General features: G+C 74.2%; 14 protein-coding genes and 1 pseudogene. 9 read left to right on the top strand and 6 right to left on the bottom strand.

Translation table 11 applies throughout. The features are described 5' to 3' along the window. Positions 1-1238, top strand: a pseudogene (locus tag EF903_RS34080) (hypothetical protein); the annotation flags it as partial. A gap of 22 nt (positions 1239-1260) precedes the next feature. On the opposite strand, the gene EF903_RS15145 reads toward EF903_RS34080, so the two are convergent. Next, positions 1261-1878, bottom strand: a complete 618-nt coding sequence (locus tag EF903_RS15145) for a DJ-1/PfpI family protein (protein ID WP_125543752.1) — start codon at positions 1876-1878, stop codon at positions 1261-1263. 180 nt (positions 1879-2058) lie between these two features. Between EF903_RS15145 and EF903_RS15140 the strand changes: the two genes are divergently transcribed. Then, positions 2059-2337, top strand: a complete 279-nt coding sequence (locus tag EF903_RS15140; protein ID WP_125543751.1) for a GlsB/YeaQ/YmgE family stress response membrane protein — start codon at positions 2059-2061, stop codon at positions 2335-2337. A gap of 106 nt (positions 2338-2443) precedes the next feature. On the opposite strand, the gene EF903_RS15135 is transcribed toward EF903_RS15140, so the two are convergent. Beyond that, positions 2444-4099, bottom strand: coding sequence for an ABC-F family ATP-binding cassette domain-containing protein (locus EF903_RS15135; protein WP_125543750.1), 1656 nt, complete (start codon positions 4097-4099; stop codon positions 2444-2446). A 196-nt stretch (positions 4100-4295) separates the two neighbouring features. On the opposite strand from EF903_RS15135, the gene EF903_RS15130 reads away from it, so the two are divergent. Together EF903_RS15130 and EF903_RS15125 are read left to right on the top strand one after the other, a co-directional pair. Further along, complete coding sequence (locus tag EF903_RS15130) at positions 4296-4730, top strand: ATP-binding protein (RefSeq protein ID WP_125543749.1); 435 nt, start codon at positions 4296-4298, stop codon at positions 4728-4730. Between the two features lie 172 nt (positions 4731-4902). Then, positions 4903-5169, top strand: coding sequence for a protealysin inhibitor emfourin (locus tag EF903_RS15125; RefSeq protein WP_125543748.1), 267 nt, complete (start codon positions 4903-4905; stop codon positions 5167-5169). A 207-nt stretch (positions 5170-5376) separates the two neighbouring features. Here the strand turns inward: EF903_RS15125 and EF903_RS15120 are convergent, their stop codons facing one another. Beyond that, a complete protein-coding gene (locus EF903_RS15120) occupies positions 5377-5646 on the bottom strand; it encodes a hypothetical protein (protein WP_125543747.1) in 270 nt (89 codons plus the stop codon). A gap of 343 nt (positions 5647-5989) precedes the next feature. On the opposite strand from EF903_RS15120, the gene ctaD reads away from it, so the two are divergent. Beyond that, the gene (ctaD, locus tag EF903_RS15115) at positions 5990-7678 is read left to right on the top strand and encodes a cytochrome c oxidase subunit I (protein ID WP_125543754.1); all 1689 of its coding nucleotides are present in this window, start codon (positions 5990-5992) and stop codon (positions 7676-7678) included. Positions 7679-7785: 107 nt separating this feature from the next. On the opposite strand, the gene katG is transcribed toward ctaD, so the two are convergent. Next, positions 7786-9975, bottom strand: a complete 2190-nt coding sequence (gene katG / locus EF903_RS15110) for a catalase/peroxidase HPI (protein WP_125543746.1) — start codon at positions 9973-9975, stop codon at positions 7786-7788. A 351-nt stretch (positions 9976-10326) separates the two neighbouring features. Between katG and EF903_RS15105 the strand changes: the two genes are divergently transcribed. The 4 genes from EF903_RS15105 (at position 10327) to EF903_RS15090 (ending at position 12549) form a co-directional block, all read left to right on the top strand. After that, a complete protein-coding gene (locus EF903_RS15105) occupies positions 10327-10743 on the top strand; it encodes a CBS domain-containing protein (RefSeq protein ID WP_125543745.1) in 417 nt (138 codons plus the stop codon). 107 nt (positions 10744-10850) lie between these two features. Then, positions 10851-11030 carry a hypothetical protein gene (locus EF903_RS15100; protein WP_125543744.1) on the top strand — a complete coding sequence of 60 codons (180 nt, stop codon included), beginning with the start codon at positions 10851-10853 and terminating at the stop codon, positions 11028-11030. 88 nt (positions 11031-11118) lie between these two features. Continuing rightward, on the top strand, positions 11119-11370 hold the full coding sequence (locus EF903_RS15095; protein WP_125543743.1) for a type II toxin-antitoxin system RelE/ParE family toxin: 252 nt from the start codon (positions 11119-11121) through the stop codon (positions 11368-11370). A gap of 75 nt (positions 11371-11445) precedes the next feature. Beyond that, a complete protein-coding gene (locus tag EF903_RS15090; RefSeq protein WP_125543742.1) occupies positions 11446-12549 on the top strand; it encodes a YihY/virulence factor BrkB family protein in 1104 nt (367 codons plus the stop codon). 59 nt (positions 12550-12608) lie between these two features. Here the strand turns inward: EF903_RS15090 and EF903_RS15085 are convergent, their stop codons facing one another. Both EF903_RS15085 and EF903_RS15080 read right to left on the bottom strand, forming a co-directional pair. Next, a complete protein-coding gene (locus tag EF903_RS15085; RefSeq protein ID WP_125543741.1) occupies positions 12609-15605 on the bottom strand; it encodes a trypsin-like peptidase domain-containing protein in 2997 nt (998 codons plus the stop codon). Next, a complete protein-coding gene (locus tag EF903_RS15080) occupies positions 15595-15906 on the bottom strand; it encodes a trypco2 family protein (RefSeq protein ID WP_260615349.1) in 312 nt (103 codons plus the stop codon). Before EF903_RS15080 ends, EF903_RS15085 begins: the two co-directional genes overlap by 11 nt. Between the last annotated feature and the right edge of the window lie 125 nt (positions 15907-16031).

Here is a 16031-nt window from a genome sequence, read left to right as displayed (position 1 = left end):
GCGCGGCCGCCCCCTCCGCGGCCCGCCCGGCAGGGCCGGCGCATCCCTCGGGCCCGGGCCGGGTCCGCCGGCTGCTGCCGCCGGTCGCCGCGTGGCTCGCGGCGAACCTGGCCTCCTGGCTGGTCGCCGCCCTGTCCGCGGCCAACGACGGCTCCCGGGTCGCCTATTGGTCGACGGCCGCGAGGCGCCGCTGGGACGCCGAGCACTACCTCTCCATCGCCCGCGCCGGCTACGAGCTGTTCCCGTGCCGTGAGCGGCACCCGGACTTCCCGGACGTCCTCTGCGGCAACACCGCCTGGTTCCCCGGCTACCCCATGGCCGTGAGAGCCGTGTCCGCCGCCGGGCTGCCGTACGAGACCGCCGCCGCGGTGGTCACCGAGGCATCCCTGCTCGGCATGTTCCTCCTGCTGTGGCGGCTCCTCGGGGACCGGCCCGGCCGGGCCGCCGGCCTGACCCTCGCCGTCGGGGCGGTCTTCCCCGGCGGGATCTACTTCCACGCCCTCTTCCCGCTCGCCGCCGGCACGCTGGCCCTGCTCGTCTGCGTCGCCGGGGTCGGGCGCGGCTCCTGGCCCGTGGCCGCCGCCGGCGGGTTCGCCGCGGCGGCCTGCCACCTCGTCGGCGCGGCGGCCGTCGGGATGCTGCTGCTGAGCGCCTTCTTCGCCTGGCGGGACGACAGCCGCCCGGTGCGGTGCGCGAAGGCCGCGGGCTCCGCGGCCTTGGCCGCCTGCGGAGTGCTGTGGGCCAAGTGGCTGATGTGGCAGGGGACGGGCCGCTGGGACGCGTACGAGGCCCTCCAGGCGTCCAGCTACGGGCAGGGCGGCCTGCGGCTGCCCTTCGAGGAGATCCGGCACGCCTACGACTTCCCCTTCACCGAGTTCTACCGACCGGACGGGCCCCTCCCCTGGCTCGTGGAGCACGGGCTCGCCGCCCACCGCGGCCAGCTCTGGCTGAACGCGGTGTTCGTCCTGCTCGTGCTCGCGGCGGCCGCCGGCAGGCTCGTGCGGCAGCGGCGGCTGGACACCGCGGAATGGGCCGCCCTGGTCCTGGCGCTCGCCGTCTTCTGGACCCCGTTCTTCGCCGGCGCGGAGATGTCGTGGTACCGCAACCACGCCCAGATGTTCGTCGGTCTCCTCCTCGTCGCACGCCTCCCCCGAGGGGTTCAGGCCCTGCTGCTCGCGGCGTGCGCCGCCCAGTACGCCCTGCTGGGGGCCATGTTCTACGCCGGCGTGCTCGTGTGACGGCGCGGGCCGGGCCGGGGGGTCAGGGCCGTGCTGCGGCGGCCGGCTCCCCCGCCCGGACCGCCCGGAGGGCGCGTTCGACCGTCTCGCGGTGCTCGCCGACGGGGGCGGCGTAGTCCAGGACTCCGCGGGCTGCGTCCTCGCCGAGGGTCCGGGTGATCACCCATGTGGCGAGGTACTGGGAGGCGAGGCAGCCGCCCGCCGTGGCGAGGTTCCCCTCGGCGTGGAACGGCGCGTCCAGCACGGTGACCCCGAAATCCTCCACGAACGGCCGGCTCGTCCGGTCCGTGCACGCGGGCACCCCGTCCAGCAGGCCGAGCCGGGCCAGCACCAGGGCACCCGAGCACTGCGCCCCGACCAGCTGCCGGGTGGGGTCGAGCGGCAGCAGGGACACGAGCCGGTCGTCGGCGACGACGTCGCGCGTGCGGATCCCGCTGCCGACGAGCACCACGTCGGCCTCCGCCGCGAACTCCAGGGGCCGCTGCCCGGTCACGGGCACACCGTTCATCGAGGTGACCACGGGGGCCGGTGTGGTGATGAAGGCCTCCAGGCCGTCCTTGCGACACCGGTTCAGCAGCGCGGACGCGATGAAGCTGTCCAGCTCGTTGAACCCGTCGAACGTGACCACGGCCACCTGCATGGGGACTCCTCCGTGTCCGAGTGGACCTCCGAGTCTTCCCGGCGGGCCGGACCCGCGGGAGGGCCAATGGGCGGGGAGTGGCCTGTCGGCGAGGAAGTCGCGCCCCGGCACGTTTGAAAAGTCCCACAGCGTCAAAACGGGAGTCACACAAGCCTTACACCAGGAGGTAGGAGACGCGTCATGGGCATCATCGCGTGGATACTCATCGGCCTGCTCGCGGGCCTCATCGCCAAGGCGCTCATGCCGGGCAAGGACCCCGGCGGCCTCATCATCACCACACTCATCGGCATCGCCGGCGGCCTGCTCGGCGGGTGGCTCGGCAAGGTCATCTTCGGGGTCGACTCGATCGACGGGTTCTTCGACCTCTCCACCTGGATCGCCGCCATCATCGGCTCCGTCATCCTCCTGGCCCTCTACCGGCTGGCCACCGGAGGCCGACGCGCCCACCGGCACACGTGAGCTGACCTGACCTGATCCGTCCGGACGCGGCGGATCGGCGCGGCACATCGGCGAACGGCTCCTTCCCCGTCCGGGGGCAGGGGCCGTTCGCCGTGCGCCCGCGCGCTCACCGGGCCGCGAGGACGGGCGCCGCCGCGGGGGCGGCGGCCCGGGCGGGCCACGGTTCGAGCTCAAGGCGCCTGCCGGCGAAGCCCGCGCGCAGCCGGCGGTCGTGGCTGACGACGACCAGGGTGCCCGCGTACCGGGCGAGCGCGGCCTCCATCTCCTCCACCAGGCCGGGTGCCAGGTGGTTGGTGGGCTCGTCGAGCAGGAGCAGGTCGGCCGGCGCGGTCACCAGGCGGGCCAGCTCCAGCTTGCGGCGCTGCCCGGTCGACAGGCACCGGACCGGGGTGCCCAGGTCGCACTCGCCGAACAGGCCCAGGGCGAGGAGCTCCTCCTCCCGGCCCGCGCCGAAGGCGGCGGCCAGGGTCCTCGGATCGTCGGGCGGCGCGGTGTCCTGGGCGAGCATGCCGACCCGCGCCGGGGTGCGAACCGTTCCGGCGTCCGGGGTGAGCCCGCCGGCGAGGAGCCTCAGCAGGGTGGTCTTGCCGGCCCCGTTCGGCCCGGTGACCAGCAGCCGCTCGCCCGGCTCCAGGCGCAGGGCGTCCAGCCGGAGCCGCCCGTCGACCCGTACGCCGGCCAGCTCGACGGCCGCTGCCCGGCCCTCGATCCGGGCGGTGAACCGGAGCGGCTCCGGCGGCTTCGGGACCGGCTGCTCGGCGAGCCGCCGCAGCTGTTCACGGGCGGCGCGGATGCGGCCCATCGCACCGTGCGCCCGGGACCGGGCGCGGAAGGCCCCGGCCCCGCTGAACGCGGCGGGCGCCTTGCGCGGGATCGCGGCGAGCCGGTCGATGCCGCCGTCGGCGAGGGCCGCGTACCGGGCGGTCTCGGCCCGCCACTGCGCGTACTCCTGCTCGCGGCGGGCCCGGTCGGCGGCCCGGCCCGCCAGATGGCCTCCGTAGCCGTTGCCGTACCGGTGCACGCTCCTGGTCTCCCGGGCGACCTCGACGACGGCCGTGGTGACCCGGTCGAGGAAGGCGCGGTCGTGGGTGACGGCGACGACCGTCCCCCGGTGGGCGAGGAGCCGCTCCTCCAGCCAGCCGACGGCCTCGTCGTCGAGGTCGTTGGTGGGCTCGTCGAGGAGGAGGAGCTCGGGGTCGGCCGCGAGGGTGGCGGCGAGCGCGAGGCGGGAGCGCCGGCCGCCGGAGAGGGTGCCGAGGGGGCGGGCCCGGTCGAGGGGTTCGCGGTCGCCGAGCCGCCGCAGCACGCTGTCGACGCGGCGGTCGGCGTCGGCGCCGCCGCGCGCCTCGTAGGCGGCGAGCAGGGCAGCGTAGCCCTCCAGGTCGCCGGTGCGGTGCAGTGCGGCCTCGGCCGTGCGGATGGCCTCCTCCAGGGCGCGCACGTCGGCGAGGGCGAGGTCGATCGCGGCGCCGACGGTCGCGGTGCCCGGCAGGTCGAGGGTCTGGGCGAGGTGGCCGGTGCCGCCGGGGGACTCGACGGTGACGCCGCCGTTGTCGGGGGCTTCGAGACCGGCGAGGAGCTTCAGGAGGGTGGACTTCCCGGAGCCGTTGTCTCCGACGACGCCGATGCGCTCGCCGGGGCGGACGGAGAGGGAGACGCGGTCGAGGACGATCCGGTCGTCGTAGCGCTTGGTGACGTCGGAGAGTTGGACACGGAACAAGGGCGGGACTCCCGGGGTGGGCGACAGGTCGGCACTGCGCATTGACGAGACGAACCGTCTCGTCTTGCGATGTGGCGACCTTACGGGATGCCGGGGCGCGGGCGCAAGACGTTTCGTCTCGCAAGGTGGTGCTCGGCTTCCGGGCGGGTGCACCGGCCCCGGCTGGGTATCCGCGCAGTGACACACCGACAGGACATCGCGTCGCACGGCGCGTTGCGGAGACGAAGCGGAGGTGGGGATGGTGACGGTCAGGGCCGTGGGTTGGGCCCGCTCCTTCCCGGTGTCGCGCGGGGTACGGGCGGCCCGGGAATGGACGGCGGAGCACTTGGAGTCGGTGCCGTGGGACGAGGACACGAGGCGGGAGGCGACGTACTCGGTGCTGCTGACGGTGTCCGAGCTGGTGACCAACTCCCACCGCTACGCGGGCGGTTCGGCGCGACTGGTCCTGACCTGGGACGGCAGCTGCCTGCACGTCAGCGTCGCGGACGACGACCCGCGCATGCCGCGGATGCGCCCGGCCGACGCCGACCTCGGGGCCACCTCGGGGCGCGGGCTCGGGATCGTGAGCGCGGTGGCCGACTCCTGCGACGTGCACGCCGTCCACGGCGGCAAGGCCGTGACCGCGTGCTTCGGCCCGCGCGGCGGGCCGGGACCGCACGGCGGCGGCTCCTGAGGGTGTCGGCACGGGCCGTTTTCGGCCGTCTTCGGACCGCCGGGCCGGCGGGGCGTCGACGGGCGGGATTCCGGGGCATGCGCGAGGGTGTCCGTTCCCCGCACAATGGTGCGCCGCCCCCGCCGGAGCCCGCCGGCCCGGCGGCGAGGGCGGTGCCGAGGAGGAGGAACCCATGCTGATCACGGTGACGCGTACGGGTGGTTTCGCCGGCCGGGAGCGCAGCGGCTCCCTGGACACGGAGTACCGCACCGACGGGGCCGCTCTGGAGGCGCTGGCCGCTCGGGCGCTGCGCGGCGGATGCCCGCCCGAACGGCCGGCGGTGCCCGACGGGTTCGCGTACGTCCTGGAGGCCGGGGGGAGGGCCGTCGAGCTGCGCGACCCGTACCTGACGGAGGACCAGCGGGAGCTGATCGGCACCGTCCTGGGCGAGGGCGCCTGAAGACGGTCGGGGGCCGTGGCCCCGGCCCGCTCCGGCTGCGGGACCGGGCCGGGGCCGTGCCCGCGGGTCCGCCGCGTGCGCAGGCGTCCGAGAGCGGGTGCCGGGGGAAGCCGTCGAGCCGCAGGACCCGCCGGGCCCCCTCGGCCGGCGCCGCGTACGGGACCACGTGCGGCCCCGCCGGCGCGCCGCGGGCCCGGCCGCGCGGTGTCACACCTCGATGTAGGCGACGACCACGACCGTGCGCAGGGCGGTGACGAAGTACAGGACGCGGACGGGTTCGATGTCGTCGGTGTACCGGAGCAGGCGGGGTCCCGGGCCGGTGCCGGGGATCGGCTCGCCGATGTCGGGGTCGACGGAGATGACGACCAGGGCCCGGTCGAGGGCGTGGAGCTCGGCCTCGCTGGTGATGTCCTCCAGCTGCTTGGCCGCGGAGTCGGAGAAGGCGATGCGGGCGCGGCGTCCGCGCGGCGCGGCCATCAGGCGCCGGCCCGGGGCCGGGGGGTGCGGTCGGCGGGGACCGGCATGTCGCTCATCACTCAGGCTCCAGGGGACACCGACGGCTTGCCGCCGCCACGTTATCGCCCGGCGGGCCGGAGGCGGGCGGCATCCCCCAAACGCGGCGCGTACCGGCCGCTGCCCCGCGTGGTGGCCGTCCGGCGGGGGCCCCTCCTGCGACGGTGGAGGGCGCCCGGCCCGGCCGCGCGCCGCCGTCGCCGGGCGGGAGGACCGTCCGCCAGAGTGAGGAGCACCGGGTTTGTCTGCATCGGCTGTGACCGAGCCCGTCGCGCCCGTACCGGCACCGGGCCGGTCCAGGGGGCGGGTGGTGGTGGAGTGGCTGTCCACCACCGACCACAAGAAAATCGGGCACCTCTACCTGGTCGCCTCGTTCCTCTTCTTCCTCGTGGGCGGTGTGCTGGCCCTGCTGATGCGGGCGGAGCTGGCTCGCCCCGGCCTGCAGATCGTCTCCGCCGAGCAGTACAACCAGGCGTTCACGCTGCACGGGACGGTGATGCTGCTGTTCTTCGCGACGCCGACGTTCGCCGGGTTCGCCAACGCGATCATGCCGTTGCAGATCGGCGCGCCGGACGTGGCGTTCCCGCGGCTGAACATGCTGTCGTTCTGGTTCTTCCTGTTCGGCGGGATCATCGTCGTCGCGAGCCTGTTCACCCCGCAGGGGACGGCGGACTTCGGCTGGACCGCGTACACACCGCTGAGCGGGGCCGAGCGCAGCCCGTACATCGGCGGCGACATGTGGATCATGGGGCTGGTGCTGTCGGGGTTCGGGACGATCCTCGGCGCCGTCAACTTCGTCACCACGATCATCTGCCTGCGCGGGCCGGGGATGACGATGTTCCGGATGCCGATCTTCACCTGGAACATCCTGCTGACGTCGGTGCTGGTGCTGTTCGCCTTCCCCGTCCTCGCGGCGGCGCTGCTGGTGCTGGAGTCGGACCGCAAGTTCGGCAGCCACGTCTACGACCCGGCCAACGGCGGACCGCTGCTGTGGCAGCACCTGTTCTGGTTCTTCGGGCACCCCGAGGTCTACATCATCGCGCTGCCGTTCTTCGGGATCATCACCGAGATCCTGCCCGTCTTCTCGCGGAAGCCGGTGTTCGGCTACATCGGGCTGATCGGGGCCACGATCGCGATCGCCGGGCTGTCGATGACGGTCTGGGCGCACCACATGTTCGCGACGGGGGCGGTGCTGCTGCCGTTCTTCTCGTTCATGACGTTCCTGATCGCGGTGCCGACCGGGGTGAAGTTCTTCAACTGGATCGGCACCATGTGGAGGGGGTCGCTGTCGTTCGAGACGCCGATGCTGTGGTCGATCGGCTTCCTGGTGACGTTCCTCTTCGGGGGGCTGACCGGGATCATCCTGGCGTCCCCGCCGATGGACTTCCACGTCACCGACACGTACTTCGTCGTCGCCCACTTCCACTACGTCGTCTTCGGCACGGTGGTGTTCGCCATGTTCGCGGGCTTCTACTTCTGGTGGCCGAAGATGACCGGCACCATGCTCGACGAACGCCTCGGAAAGATCCACTTCTGGACGCTGTTCGTCGGCTTCCACACCACCTTCCTGGTCCAGCACTGGCTCGGCGCGGAGGGCATGCCCCGGCGCTACGCCGACTACCTGGCCGCGGACGGGTTCACCGTCCTCAACTCGGTTTCCACGATCGGGGCGTTCCTGCTCGGCCTGTCCACGCTGCCCTTCCTCTACAACGTGTGGAAGACCGCCGTGTCCGCGCCGCGGGTGGCGGTCGACGACCCGTGGGGCTTCGGCCGGTCCCTGGAGTGGGCGACGTCGTGCCCGCCGCCCCGCCACAACTTCGTGACGCTGCCGCGGGTGCGGTCGGAGTCCCCGGCGTTCGACCTGCACCACTACGAGGTCGCCGAGTACGGGCGGCGCGAGAACGAGGGCCGGCGCGACATCGCCGACGAGGACCGGGCGCACCTGCCGCCGGACGGCTCGCGGGACCGCGACGGCGGGCCCGGCCCGCGCCGGTAGCAGGCGGGCGACCGCACCGCACCGGGGAGCCGGAGCGCGCGGCGCCGCCCGGGCGGCCGGGGGGCCGGCCCGTGCGGCGGGGCGGGACGGGAAGCGCGGCCGGTCGGTCAGGCCAGGTCGAACCGGTCGAGGTTCATGACCTTGTTCCAGGCGGCGACGAAGTCCTGGACGAACTTGGCCTGCCCGTCCGAGGAGGCGTACACCTCCGCGATGGCCCGGAGCTGGGAGTGCGCTCCGAACACGAGGTCGACGGCGGTCGCCGTCCACTTCGGCTCGCCGGTGGCCCGGTCCTGCCCTTCGAAGACGCCCTCGGCGGTCGCGGAGGTCTTCCATTCGGTGCCGGCGTCGAGCAGGTTGACGAAGAAGTCGTTCGTCAGCGTGCCCGGCCGGTCGGTCAGGACGCCGTGCGGGGCGCGGCCGACGTTCGCGTCGAGGGCCCGCATGCCGCCGACGAGGACCGTCATCTCGGGGGCCGTCAGGTCGAGCATGTTGGCCCGGTCCAGCAAGAGCGTCTCCGGCGGCAGCTTCTCCCCGGTCCTGACGTGGTTGCGGAAGCCGTCGGCGCGCGGTTCGAGGACGGCGAAGGACTCCGTGTCCGTCTGCTCCTGCGAGGCGTCCGTGCGGCCGGGCGCGAAGGGCACCCTGACGTCGTGGCCCGCGTTGCGCGCCGCCTGCTCGACGGCCGCGCAGCCGCCGAGGACGATCAGGTCGGCGAGCGAGACCTTCTTGCCGCCCGTCTGGGCGGAGTCGAACTCCGCGCGGATCCGCTCCAGGGCCTCCAGCGTCTCGGGGATCTCGGGCCCGGAGTTGGACTCCCAGCCGCGCTGCGGCTCCAGCCGGATCCGGGCGCCGTTGGCCCCGCCGCGCTTGTCGGTCCCGCGGAAGCTCGCCGCCGACGCCCACGCCGTGGTGACCAGGTGCCGGAGGGGGAGTCCGGAGTCGAGGATCTTCCGCTTGAGTGCCTCGACGTCCTCGTCGGAGACCAGCTCGTGGATGACGGGCGGAACCGGGTCCTGCCACAGCTGCGGCTCCGGGACCCACGGCCCGAGGTAGCGGGAGACCGGGCCCATGTCGCGGTGCAGCAGCTTGTACCAGGCCTTCGCGAAGGCCTCCGCGAGCTCCTCGGGGTGCTCGTGGAAGCGCTTGGTGATCGGCCCGTAGACGGGGTCGACCCGGAGGGCGAGGTCCGTCGTGAGCATCATGGGGGCGTGCCGCTTCGACGGGTCGTGGGCGTCGGGCACGGTGCCCTGGGCCTCGGGGTTCTTCGGGGTCCACTGCTTGGCGCCGGCCGGGCTGGTCGTCAGCTCCCACTCGTAGCCGTACAGGTTGTCGAGGTAGCCGTTGTCCCAGGTGGTCGGCTTGGAGGTCCAGGCACCTTCGAGCCCGCTGGTGAGGGCGTGGGGGCCGGCGCCGGTGCCGTAGGTGTTCTTCCAGCCGAGGCCCTGCGCCTCCAGCGGGGCGGCCTCCGGCTCCGGGCCGATGTACTGCGGGTCGACCGCGCCGTGGCACTTGCCGAAGGTGTGGCCGCCGATGATGAGCGCGGCCGTCTCCTCGTCGTTCATCGCCATCCGCGCGAACGTCTCGCGGATGTCCCTGGCGGCGGCCACCGGGTCGGGGTTGCCGTTGGGGCCCTCCGGGTTGACGTAGATGAGGCCCATCTGCACCGCGCCGAACGGGGCGGCCAGTTCGCGGTCGCCGCTGTAGCGCTCGTCGCCGAGCCAGGTGTCCTCCGGGCCCCAGAAGACCTCCTCGGGCTCCCAGATGTCCTGCCGCCCGAAGCCGAAGCCGAACGTCTTGAAGCCCATGGACTCCATGGCGCAGTTCCCGGCGAAGACCAGCAGGTCCGCCCAGGAGATCCGCCGGCCGTACTTCTGCTTGACGGGCCACAGGAGGCGGCGCGCCTTGTCGAGGCTCGCGTTGTCGGGCCAGCTGTTGAGGGGTGCGAAGCGCTGGGCGCCGGATCCGCCGCCGCCCCGGCCGTCCGCGATGCGGTAGGTGCCGGCCGCGTGCCAGCTCATGCGGATGAAGAGCGGCCCGTAGTGGCCGTAGTCCGCGGGCCACCAGTCCTGCGAGGTGGTCATCACCTCGAAGACGTCGCGCTTGAGGGCCTCCACGTCGAGGCCGCGGAACTCCTCCGCGTAGTCGTACCCCTCCCCCATCGGATTGGCCTGGGGCGAGTGCTGGTGGAGAACCTGGAGGTCCAGCTGATTCGGCCACCAGTCCCGGTTCGTCCTGGGCCGAGTCGGCGCCGGGGTCGGCGAAGGGATTGCAGGGTTCTCGCTCTCGCTGCCGGACACGTCGGGTCCTTCTTCCTGTCTCGGTGGTTCCCTGTGCTGTGCTGCCGGCGCCCGGCCCCTGCCGGGCACGCCTCGTCTCGTGCCCCGTGTTCCACATCCGAACGCGTGAGTCCGATTGGCGAGCTTTGTCAGCTTCTATATGGTCGCGCACGGTTCTCCGCATCGCTACGAGAACACGCAGAGCGACGACCGGCGCGCCCGGGCGCGCGCTCCGTCCGGGCCGCGGCCTCGGAATCCGCCCGGGCGGTGCGCTTGGCCCGCGTTCCCCCGGGCAGGCGCCGACCGACCACCGACCGGACCGCCGCCGAGGCTCTCGGCCCCGGTGTCGGCTGCGAGATGCTGGAGGCTGCGATGACAACCGCTCGCGAGATCATGACGCCCGACGCGACCTGCGTCGGCGCCGAGGAGAGCGTCCTGGAAGCCGCGCGGAAGATGACCGAGCTGGGTGTCGGGGCGCTGCCGATCTGCGGTACCGACAACAAGCTGAAGGGCATGCTCACCGACCGCGACATCGTCGTGAAGGTCCTCGGCCAGGGCAGGGACCCCGCCGAGGTCAAGGCCGGAGAGCTCGCCCAGGGCGAGGCCGTCACCATCGGCGCCGACGACGACACCGCCGAGATCCTGCGGACGATGACGGAGCACAAGGTGCGCCGCCTGCCGGTGATCGACGGGCACACCCTCGTCGGCATCGTCGCCCAGGCGGACGTCGCCCGTTCGCTGCCCGACCCCCAGGTGGGCGACCTCGTCCAGGCGCTGTCCACCGACTGACCCGGGCCGCCCGCCCGTCCGCCGCGCCCTCCATCCGGGTGACCCCGCGCCGGCCCGGGCCGCCCGCCCGCCGGGGCCGGCGCGGACCGCAGCCCTACGGTGGCCGGGTGGGCGACGTGCAGGCGGACACCGCAACGGCGACGGCGCGGCTCAAGGCCCTGTTCGCGTGGGGCTGCCACGGCGGCGTCCGCGTGGGCGGCGGCACGGTGTCCGCCCTGGCGGCCGGCGCCGTCGACGCGGCCACCGGCACGGCGGTGGCGGTGGTGAAGGCGGCCTCCGGCCCCTGACCCGCGCGCAGGCATACGGCGCGCGGCGTCGGGCAGGCTCTCCTGGCAGACCGCGCGAGACTCCGGGCCGGACCGGCAGGTGAGGGCGATGCCGTACGCCATCCTCTGGGACGAGGCCGCCATAGACGCGGCGGCCGGCTTCATGGCCGACGACCCCGAGGGGCTGCGGCAGCTGATGTACTCCGTCGATCTCCTGGCCGCCCGGCCCCGGCCGCAGGGCACCGTCGAGTACGGCTCACCCCGGCTGCGCCGCATGCACGTGGGCCGGTACCGGGTGCTGTACGAGGTCGTCGACGCCGCGGCCTCCGTCGTCCTGTTCCACGTGGGCCGGCTGGGCTGAGCCGGCCGCGGGCTCGGATCGGGCGCGGTCCGGCCGGGCCCGGTTCGGACGCCGGATTCGGGTAAGGCGCCCGGCATGGACAAGACCGAACGAGGCACACGGCGGGACGCGGACGACGAGGCCCCGCGCCGCGGCCCGGCCGCCGCGGCCCCCGGGCCGGAGCAGGACGGCCCGGACAAGCCCACCGACCTGGGCAAGAGGTCCTGGAAGGCGGTGCTGCGCCGCACCTTCACGGAGTTCCGGGACGACGAGCTGGCCGACCGGGCCGCGGCGCTCACCTACTACGGGGTGTTGGCGCTGTTCCCGGCGCTGCTCCTCCTCGTCTCGCTCCTCGGGGTGACGGGGAAGTCGGCGACGCAGGGGCTGCTGGACTCCGTGGCGAAGCTGACCCCGGGCGCGGCCCGGGACATCATCACCAGCGCGGTCGGGCAGTTGCAGGCGAGCAGCGGGACGGGCGGGGTGCTGGCGGTCGTCGGCCTGCTGCTGGCCCTGTGGTCGGCGTCGGGCTACGTGGCGGCGTTCATCCGCTCCGCGAACGCCGTGTACGACGTGCCCGAGGGGCGCTCGATCTGGAAACTGACCCCGCTGCGGGTCGTGCTGACGCTGGTGCTGATGCTGCTGGCGGGGGCGAGCGCGGTGATCGTGGTCTTCACCGGCGGCCTCGCCCGGGAGGCCGGGTCCGCGATCGGCGTCGGCGGGGCGGCGGTGACGGTGTGGTCGATCGCGAAGTGGCCGGTGCTCCTGCTGCTGGTCACCGCGATGATCGCGCTGCTGTACTGGGCGGCGCCGAACGCGAAGTCGCGCGGGTTCCTGTGGGTGACGCCGGGCAGTGTGCTGGCCCTGCTGATCTGGATGGCGGCCTCGGCGGGTTTCGCCGTGTACGTCGCGAACTTCGGCTCGTACAACAAGACGTACGGCACGCTCGCCGGTGTGATCATCTTCCTGGTGTGGTTGTGGATCACCAACCTGGCGATACTGCTGGGCCTGGAGTTCGATGCGGAGATGGCCCGCCAGCGCGCCATCCTGGAGGGGCATCCCGCCGACAAGGAGCCCTACGTCGAGCCGCGCGACACCAGCGAGTGGTCGGACGCCGAGCGTGCGGAGTGGGACGGGGTCCCCGCGGACGGGACGACCGCGGCCGGCGGCAACGAGCACCGGCCTCCCCGGCAGCCGGGCTGACCCGGCTGCGGCCCGGCCCGGCCCCGGTGCGGCCCCGCACCGGGGCCGGGCCGGGTCGGTCAGGACGCGGCTGTGCGCAGGGTCCGTGCCTCCTCGGCGAGCCAGGCCGGGCGGACCATCTCGACGTTGCGGCCCGTTTCCCCCGCGGCCCGGTCGAGGGCGTCCGCCGCCGCCTCGCGGTCCCCGGCCGCCCGGGCGCGGGCCGCGTCGGCGAGTGCGCCGCCGGCCCCCGCCTCGGCGGCGCCGGCCCGATGCAGCGATGCCCCGGCGCGCTCAGCGGCGGCCGCGGCCTCCTCGAACCGGCCCCGGGTCCAATGCGTCCAGGCCAGGTTGTACAGGCAGACGCCCTCGGTGCGCGGGTTCTCCATGGCGGACGCGGCGGCGAGCGCCGCCTCCAGTGAGGCGGCCGCCTCGTCGGGCCGGCCGAGGGCGAGGCGTGCGACGCCCTGGGCGTTGAGCGCGTAGTCGGTGGCCTCCTGGACCCCGGCTTCGGCGTAGGCGCGTACGGCCTGCTCGCCTGCGGTGATGGTCTCCTCCCAGCGGCCGAGGGCCAGCAGGGCGGTGAAGCGGGCGTTCCACGCGCGGGCGGCGGTCAGGCGGTCCCGCGTGCCGGCGGCGATGCCGCTGAGGCGGTCCGCGCCGGCCAGCGCCTCCTCGCCGTCGCCGAGGGTGGTGTGGGCGAGGCTGAGGCTGAGCACGGCGTGTGCCTCGGCCTCGGTGTCACCGTTGTCGCGGGCCAGGTCCGCGGCCCGGGCGAGCCGGGCGGCCGCGTCTTCGAGGCGGCCGAGCTGGCGGTGGGCGTCGCCCAGGCCGAACAAGGCGTCCTGGAGGGCCTTGCGGTCGCCGAGGCGCTCGGCCAGGCCGGCCGCCTCCGTGAACAGGTCGACGGCCTGGGTCAGGGGCCCTGCGCTCAGCCGGGCGTGCCCGTGGCTGATGAGATGGGCGAGGCGTGCGGGGTCGTCGGTCAACTTTCCCTCCAGGGTCAGGTGCATGGAAATGACGGCGAGCGCCGATCCGTGCCGGGTCATCCAGGGGCCGATCGCGCCGAGGACCATCGCCGCCCGGTCCGCGTCGCCGGCGCGCAGCCGGTGGGCGAATTCGCGGCGGTGGGCCTGTACGTCGTCCAGGTCGCGCCAGTCGGCGGGGAGCGGGGCGGTCCCCGCGTACCAGTCGGCGGCGCGCCGCTCCAGGGACCGCCTGCCCAGCGGCCCGCCGTCGGGCAGGGCGCCGTACGCGAGGTCGGCGTCCAGGGGGTGGAGCGCATAGGTGCGTGTGGCCCGGTCGGCCGAGACCATGCGCATCCGGAGCAGCCGTGCCATGACGCGGGGCGTGTCGAGGCCGGGCAGGAGGTCGCCGGCGATCCATTCGACGGCCTCCCGGGGGACGGGCGTGCGCAGCACGGCGAGGACGCCGAGGACGGTGCGGGCGTCCTCGCCCAGGCGGCGGTGCCGGTCCTGGGCGAGGCCGGCGACGACGTCGCCGCGGAGGGTGAAGTCCTCCAGGACCTCCTGGAGGGTGGGCAGTTCGAGGAGGTCGTCGGCCATGGCGCCGACGAGGAGCTCCAAGGCGCGGGGCACGCCGTGGACGCGTACGGCCGCCTTGAGCAGCTGCTCGTCGGAGAGCCGGGCGAGGCCGAGGCCGCCGCCCTGGTCGAGTTCGCGGAGCAGGGTGACGGATTCGGCGGCCGGCAGCCCCTCGGCAAGTTCGACCTCGGCGGTGAAGCGGCGCATTTCCGGGGGCAGCCGGAGGGGGATCTGCGAGGTGACGAGGAGGCGGGGGGCGTGCCGGGCGCGGAAGAGGCAGTCGAAGAACACGGCGAGTTCACCGTCGGCCGGGGTGCCGTCGTCCTGGAGCAGGTCTTCGAGGTTGTCCATCACGACGACGAAGAGTTCGTCGCCCATCGCGGCGAACAGCTCTCCGATCCTGTCCTGGACGAGGTGGTTCGCCGCCCACACCTCCCGCAGGCGGGCCTCGCGGGCGGGGGGCATGGCGCGGGCGCAGTCGAAGTAGAGCCGCTCCAGCGAGAGTCCGCAGGTGCGGGTGCTGACGTTGACGATCGCCGCGGGGGACGCCGTTGCGGTGCCGCCGGGCCAGTCGCCCTGCTCCAGCATGGCGACGACCTTGGCGGCGACGGCGCTCTTGCCCATGCCGCGGCGGCCGGTGACGGTGACCATGCGGATCGCGGGGTCGGCGAGGTGGCGGCCTATGCGGGCGCGGACCTCGTCGCGGTCCTTGAAGAGCTCCAGGCCGTGCGCGACGGGCAGGCCGACGACCTTCACCGTCCGGGCCGGCGGCGGGGCGCCGGCGCCGGGGGCCGCACCGGCCGCCGCGTCGGGGAGCGCCAACGGCTCGTCGATGCCGAGGAGCCGGGCGAGGCGGTCGCGGTGCGCCGCGTCGACGCGGCGCAGGGTGTGGTCGATGCGGGCGGCGGTCAGCCTGCCGAGACCCTCCCAACGGTGGTGTTCGGCGACGACTCCGACGATGCGGGAGCCTGCCCACAGCGCCGCGCCCGACATGCCGGACCAGGGGGAGACCTGCGGATCCGGGTCGGCGGCGGCCACCGGCACGGTGACCTCCAGAGTGCCGGTCCTGAGGTTCGACAGGGCGGCCACGGTGCCGTCCGCCTGGTGGAGTTCGCGGAACTGCTGGCCGTCGGGGCCGCGGCGGCGCTTCCACAGGGGGAAGCCCGCCGCGTGCACGTCGATCACGGCGTGCCGCTCGTCGCCGATCCGCCCGAACGGCGCCGGGCCGACCGCCGGGGCGCCGGGCGGCGGCAGGAACTCCAGCACGGCCACGTCCGTCTCCGGGTCGGACCAGGCCAGGCGGGCCGGCGCCGCCCACTGGCCGGGCCGGTCGGCGTCGAAGCGCACCCGTACGCCGGAGGCGCCCGCGACGACGTGCAGGGCGGTCAGGACGGCGGCGTGCGCAACGCGGTAGCCGGATCCGCGGCGGCCGCCGGCCGCAGCGGTGACGATGACCTCGGCGATGCGGTGCGGGTCCAGCCCGCCGCTGCCCCCTGCTCCCCCGGGCACCGCGGCCGTCCCGTCAGTCCTCACCGGCCAGTTCGGCGCCGGAGATCAGCGCGGGCTCGTCCGGCTGGTCCGCGTGCACCGGCTGGAGCGTCAGCGTGAGGCGCTGGGTGACGGTCGAGGACCGCTTGGCGGCCACGCCCGCGTCGAAGACCCAGAAGCGGACCTTGACGCCCGGCTCGTTGGTGCGCTCGATACCGACGGTCAGTTCCAACTCCACCTGCTCGGCGCGGAACCGCAGGTCGGAGTCGTCTCCTGCCGTCATGGCGCGGCTCAGCTCCGCCCGCAACTGCGCGATCATGTCCGCCAATTCGACTGCGTCGTCCACCGCTCGTGGCCCCCCAACTGCTGTTGCTCCGTCAACTTCCTGGCCGTGCAGGCAACATCATCGCTCATGATCGGCACGGGCGGGCCGGAGTCGGGGAGGCGGGCGGAGCTGAGCCGCGCCATGAC

This window comes from Streptomyces sp. WAC05292 (genome assembly GCF_003949955.1).
Taxonomy (GTDB): domain Bacteria; phylum Actinomycetota; class Actinomycetes; order Streptomycetales; family Streptomycetaceae; genus Streptomyces; species Streptomyces globosus.
Note: the sequence above shows the minus strand (reverse complement) of the source record. Positions and strands in the feature narration are given on the sequence as shown.

Bases quoted from the DNA above. Each gene is read 5' to 3' on its own strand.
- EF903_RS15145 (WP_125543752.1), bottom strand. From the start codon at position 1,878: ATGCAGGTGGCCGTGGTCACGTTCGACGGGTTCAACGAGCTGGACAGC.
- EF903_RS15095 (WP_125543743.1), top strand. From the start codon at position 11,119: ATGCCGTACGCCATCCTCTGGGACGAGGCCGCCATAGACGCGGCGGCC.
- EF903_RS15105 (WP_125543745.1), top strand. From the start codon at position 10,327: ATGACAACCGCTCGCGAGATCATGACGCCCGACGCGACCTGCGTCGGC.
- EF903_RS15125 (WP_125543748.1), top strand. From the start codon at position 4,903: ATGCTGATCACGGTGACGCGTACGGGTGGTTTCGCCGGCCGGGAGCGC.
- EF903_RS15130 (WP_125543749.1), top strand. From the start codon at position 4,296: ATGGTGACGGTCAGGGCCGTGGGTTGGGCCCGCTCCTTCCCGGTGTCG.
- EF903_RS15140 (WP_125543751.1), top strand. From the start codon at position 2,059: ATGGGCATCATCGCGTGGATACTCATCGGCCTGCTCGCGGGCCTCATC.
- EF903_RS15090 (WP_125543742.1), top strand. From the start codon at position 11,446: ATGGACAAGACCGAACGAGGCACACGGCGGGACGCGGACGACGAGGCC.
- EF903_RS15120 (WP_125543747.1), bottom strand. From the start codon at position 5,646: ATGGCCGCGCCGCGCGGACGCCGCGCCCGCATCGCCTTCTCCGACTCC.
- EF903_RS15135 (WP_125543750.1), bottom strand. From the start codon at position 4,099: ATGCGCAGTGCCGACCTGTCGCCCACCCCGGGAGTCCCGCCCTTGTTC.